Source organism: Gordonia sp. (in: high G+C Gram-positive bacteria), assembly GCF_020438995.1.
Lineage (GTDB): Bacteria > Actinomycetota > Actinomycetes > Mycobacteriales > Mycobacteriaceae > Gordonia.
In genome coordinates this window covers 1-4,066 of the sequence record NZ_JAGQTN010000257.1, presented here as the reverse complement: position 1 = coordinate 4,066, position 4,066 = coordinate 1, and the positions used below count along the sequence as shown (strand labels likewise).

The following is a 4,066-nucleotide window of genomic DNA, read 5'->3' as shown; positions in this document are numbered from 1 at the left end:
TCATGGCCTATCCGCTGGCGATGGCATTCGCGCTGGTGTTCACCGCCGAGCATTACGTCATCGACATCCTGCTCGGCTGGGCACTGGCGGCGAGTGTGATCGCGGTGTGTCGGTGGGTGGATCGGCGTTGGCTGATACCCCGGCAGGAGCGCCTACGTGCGACAGCCGAGCGCACCGACGGTGAGATCACGAATCAGAAACAAGAATTGGACATCTGAAAGGCGGCTCACCGGGGATCGTCGGGTACACGTTAGCGTGAGACGTCGTCGGCAATAGCTCCGGCGACCCGACTGAGAGGCGAGTGATGGCTACCGAGACCACAGACCCCGAATCGTCAGAATCGTCCGGTCCGCTGGCCGACAAGAGCCCGTGGCTCAAGATCGGCATAGTGGTCGGCGGCCTCGCGGTCGCCGTCTCCCTGATGGTGCTCGCCTTCCTCGCACCGTCGATCAACTCGGGCGCCGACGATCTGCCCGTCGGTATCAGCGGCCCCGCGCAGGCGACCGCGCAGCTTCAGCAGAAGTTCGAGGCCGCCCAGCCAGGTGCGTTCGACTTCAAGAACTACGACGACGCGGCCGCGGTCGCCGAGGCCGCCCACGACCGGGACGTGGTGGGCGGCATCAGCATCGAGGCCGACGGTTCGGTGACGATCACCGTCGCCGGCGGTGCGGGCACGCCGTACTCGGCGTTGCTCAAGAACATCGGCGCGGGCCTGGAGGCCGCCGGCAAGAAGATCACCTACATCGACGTCGCGCCGCTGACCGCCGACGACCCCAACGGTTCGGGCCTCAGTGCGCTCGGCATGCCGCTGGCCTTCGGCGGCATGATCTCGGCGGTGTTGCTGTCGACGCTGCTCAAGAACCTGCCCCTGTACAAGATCGCCGGCTCTATCGCCGGGTCGACCGTCGTCGGTTTCGTCGTCGTCGCGATCCTGCAGTTCGGCTTCGGGTCCGTCGACGGCAACTACTTCCTGACCTCGTTGTCGCTGGCACTCGGCGTGGCTGCGATCTCGCTGTTCGTCCTGGGCATGGAGTCATTGCTCGGCTACGCCGGTTTCGGTGTCGGCGGTCTGTTGATGATGTTCATCGCGAACCCGTTGTCGGGCATGGCAACCGGCTGGCAGTGGCTGCCGTCGCCGTGGGGTTTCATCGGGCAGTTGCTGCCGATCGGCTCGACCGGGACGCTCGTCCGGTCGGTCGCCTTCTTCGACGGTCACGGCATCGGTATGCCACTGACGGTCCTGTTCATCTGGGTGATCGTCGGCGTGGCACTGACCATCGGCGGTGCAGCCAAGAAGCAGCGTGCCGCCGCCGCGTCCGCGGCGAACGCGTAAGGTGCGCTCATGACTTACTCAGATCTGGAGAACAGGCTTCCCGACGAGGCGCTCATCGCCGTTCGCAACACCATCGTCCTCACCTCGATCGTCGGCATCGTGGCCGGCATCGTCGCGCTGGTGTGGCCGCACGCGACAATGCTGGTGATCGCGGTGCTGTTCGCGATCTCCCTGTTCTGCATCGGCGCGTTCCGCCTCTACCTCGCCTTCGCGGGCAAGGATCTGTCGGGTGCGTGGCGGGTGGTGCACGGAGTTCTCGGTTTCATCATCCTGATCGCCGGCATCATCGCGCTCGTCCGGCCCGGACAGTCCCTGGCCATGCTCGCCGTGTTCATCGGTGTGGGCTGGATCTTCTCCGGACTCGGCGAGATCTTCTCGGCCAGCGACAATCCGTACGCACCCAAGTGGCTGCTGATCGTCTCCGGCGTCGTGTCGGTGATCGCCGGCATCGTGATGATCGCCTTCTCCTGGGTCGCCCTGGCCACCCTGGTCTGGGTGTCGGCGATCATGCTGATCGCCATGAGCATCGCCAATCTGTTCACGCTGCCCAAGCGGGCACCGGCTGCCGCGGTCTGATCGGGTCCGCCCGGATACCCGACTGTGGTGAGTATCCGGGCAACCGGCCGTCGGCGGGCTCAGCTTTCGGCGTAGTGGCCGGTCATGTCGACCTTCGCGAAGTCGATCTGGGCGGCGACATTGTTGACGGCGGTGACCAGTCCGGTGCCGAAGCGGCCGTCGGCGTCGTAAAGGCCCGTCGACGAGGTGGAGATGCCGTCGTGTTCGGTATGCGATTCGGCGCGCACGTGGATGCGGCTGTCACCGGGCAGCCGGCTCAATGCGACGGTGAGGTCGCAGTTGATGAACGCGATGCCTTCGGTGCCCCAGTTACCCATCAGGCTTGTGGCCTCCGCGGCCATCACGGTGCGCTGGAACGGCGACGGCGGTTCACCTTCGATCACCTGCGCCGACCGGCTCCACACGGCCTTCTGTCCGTCGGTCTGGTTGGTGCCCATGTCGTTGGACCAGGTACCGCCGGAATAGAACCACGGCGCGAGGGCCGGATCCCATGGGCCCTCCCCGTTGAACTCGTTCGACGCGGCTTCCTGCTGCTGCGGGGTGGGGGTGTCGGCGGCGACGATGTCGTCGGCCGGGTTGAACCAGCGTTCGCCGGGCGGGTTGGCCGACTCACGCAGGAACACCGTGGTGCTGCGGGCGACCACGACCTCCTCGGTGCTCTCACCCGACGGCTTGTCCTGCACCACGTCGACCTCGACGACCCGGATGCGTCCACCGTCGCGCAGCACCCGGCCGATGGTGCGGGTGGGCAGCGCGCGCGCCATTTTGAACAGGTCGACGGTGAATCGAACCGGCCGGAATCCGGTCTCGCCATAAACGGTTTCGGCGGCACGAGCGGCGATACCGCAGACCGCGGGGCCGGTGAGGGAATCAGCGGCCCACAGGCTGCGCGCCAGCGGAAGCGGCAGGAACCGTCCGGAATCCTCGGTGAAGAACGCGAGCACAGGTCCGTCGGTCATCAACACTCCTCAAGTCGGTCCTTCTTCGCACACTATGCAAGGGGCCGGAGTGCTATTGCACGGGGGTGCGTTGCGGTCGGTGTCGTCTCACACCGTGATGAGGTCGATTGACGGATCGAGCGCCCGCAGATCGTCCGGGTCGCTCGTCACGATTGTCTGTCGGGCTCGCCGCCCACAGACGACGACGTGTGCGTCTGCGATGTCAGACGTGCCGCTCGCGGCCAGCAACCGCCCCACGTTTGTCGCGTCGACCTTGTCGAGTGGCACCACGTACGTGCGCGGCTGACGCACCAACCGGGCGAGTCGTGCCTGCCGGGCAGGGTCTCGGATCGCCTGCGCGAGGGCAGATCCAGGGATCGTAATGATTCCTCCACGCTCGGTTGCCAAGGCCAGCAAGGCGATGACCTGCCGTCGTCCGCGGTCGAGTTGGATCAGCGGGCCCGCGTCGAGCGTCACACCGTTCACGCGACCGAATCATCCACACCGAGAATGCGGTCGGCCCATTCCCGCTCTTCCGCGGTGAGTGGGCCACCGGTTTCTTCGAGTGCCTGTGCGAGCATCGCACCCCATCCGGCCACGTCGTCGAGCGAGACGGCGACGGCGTGCTGCACAAATCCGGACACGCTGTCGGCTTTGCCCTCTGCGACCAACTCGCGGATCGCCTGCACTGACTCGACAGGTAGGGTCACTGTCACCTTCTGCGAACTCGCCATACTGATCACCATACCGACGTGCGGAGTGCTGGCAAGGGCTCCATCCACAGGCGGTGGAGTGCTTCAGACGATCTCAGCGGCCAGACCGTCGATGGTGAGAGTGACCTGGTCGTCGCCGACGGCCTCGGTCAGCCAGGCCGTCAGGTCGGCAAGGGCCGCGGTCACGTCCGGTTCGTGCAACAGCGGCCGGGGAGAGGTCGGAGTGTCCAGGCCGGCGCGGGTGCGGTAGGCGGCTGCGGCACCGAGAAGCTGCCTCGCCTGCGCGGGGTCGGTGTCCCAGAGCGCGTCGGCGGTCATCAGGTACAGGCCCGTCGCCGGTGGCAGTTGCCCGAGGTGCACTAGCGCCCACGCCCAGTGTTTGGCGACGTCGACGGTCGACGCCTGCCCGCGGCCGTGCGTCCGGACGTACTTACTGTGCAGTTCGCGGCACGCTTGGTCGCTGTCGGACCACAGCGCCAGCTGCGACATGCACCGCACGCAATCGT

The 4,066-nt window shown here is 66.4% G+C and carries 6 protein-coding genes and 1 pseudogene; 3 read left to right on the top strand and 4 right to left on the bottom strand.

Annotation, left to right across the window (positions count from 1 at the left end; genetic code table 11):
- From KDB67_RS17835 to KDB67_RS17825, 3 genes and pseudogenes are all read left to right on the top strand, one after another.
- Positions 1-218 (top strand): annotated as a pseudogene (locus KDB67_RS17835) (inositol phosphorylceramide synthase); the annotation flags it as partial.
- An 86-nt stretch (positions 219-304) separates the two neighbouring features.
- On the top strand, positions 305-1,333 hold the full coding sequence (locus tag KDB67_RS17830) for an ABC transporter permease (protein ID WP_291018468.1): 1,029 nt from the start codon (positions 305-307) through the stop codon (positions 1,331-1,333).
- Between the two features lie 9 nt (positions 1,334-1,342).
- The gene (locus KDB67_RS17825; RefSeq protein ID WP_291018465.1) at positions 1,343-1,909 is read left to right on the top strand and encodes a DUF308 domain-containing protein; all 567 of its coding nucleotides are present in this window, start codon (positions 1,343-1,345) and stop codon (positions 1,907-1,909) included.
- A 59-nt stretch (positions 1,910-1,968) separates the two neighbouring features.
- Here KDB67_RS17825 and KDB67_RS17820 read toward each other — a convergent pair whose 3' ends face one another.
- From KDB67_RS17820 to KDB67_RS17805, 4 genes are all read right to left on the bottom strand, one after another.
- Entirely contained in the window at positions 1,969-2,868 is a 900-nt protein-coding gene (locus KDB67_RS17820) for an acyl-CoA thioesterase domain-containing protein (RefSeq protein WP_291018462.1), read from the bottom strand.
- 87 nt (positions 2,869-2,955) lie between these two features.
- On the bottom strand, positions 2,956-3,333 hold the full coding sequence (locus KDB67_RS17815) for a hypothetical protein (protein ID WP_291018459.1): 378 nt from the start codon (positions 3,331-3,333) through the stop codon (positions 2,956-2,958).
- Positions 3,330-3,581 carry a hypothetical protein gene (locus KDB67_RS17810; protein WP_291018456.1) on the bottom strand — a complete coding sequence of 84 codons (252 nt, stop codon included), beginning with the start codon at positions 3,579-3,581 and terminating at the stop codon, positions 3,330-3,332. Before KDB67_RS17810 ends, KDB67_RS17815 begins: the two co-directional genes overlap by 4 nt.
- 63 nt (positions 3,582-3,644) lie before the next feature.
- The coding region (locus tag KDB67_RS17805; RefSeq protein ID WP_291018452.1) for a hypothetical protein at positions 3,645-4,066 on the bottom strand (422 nt) is incomplete at its 5' end.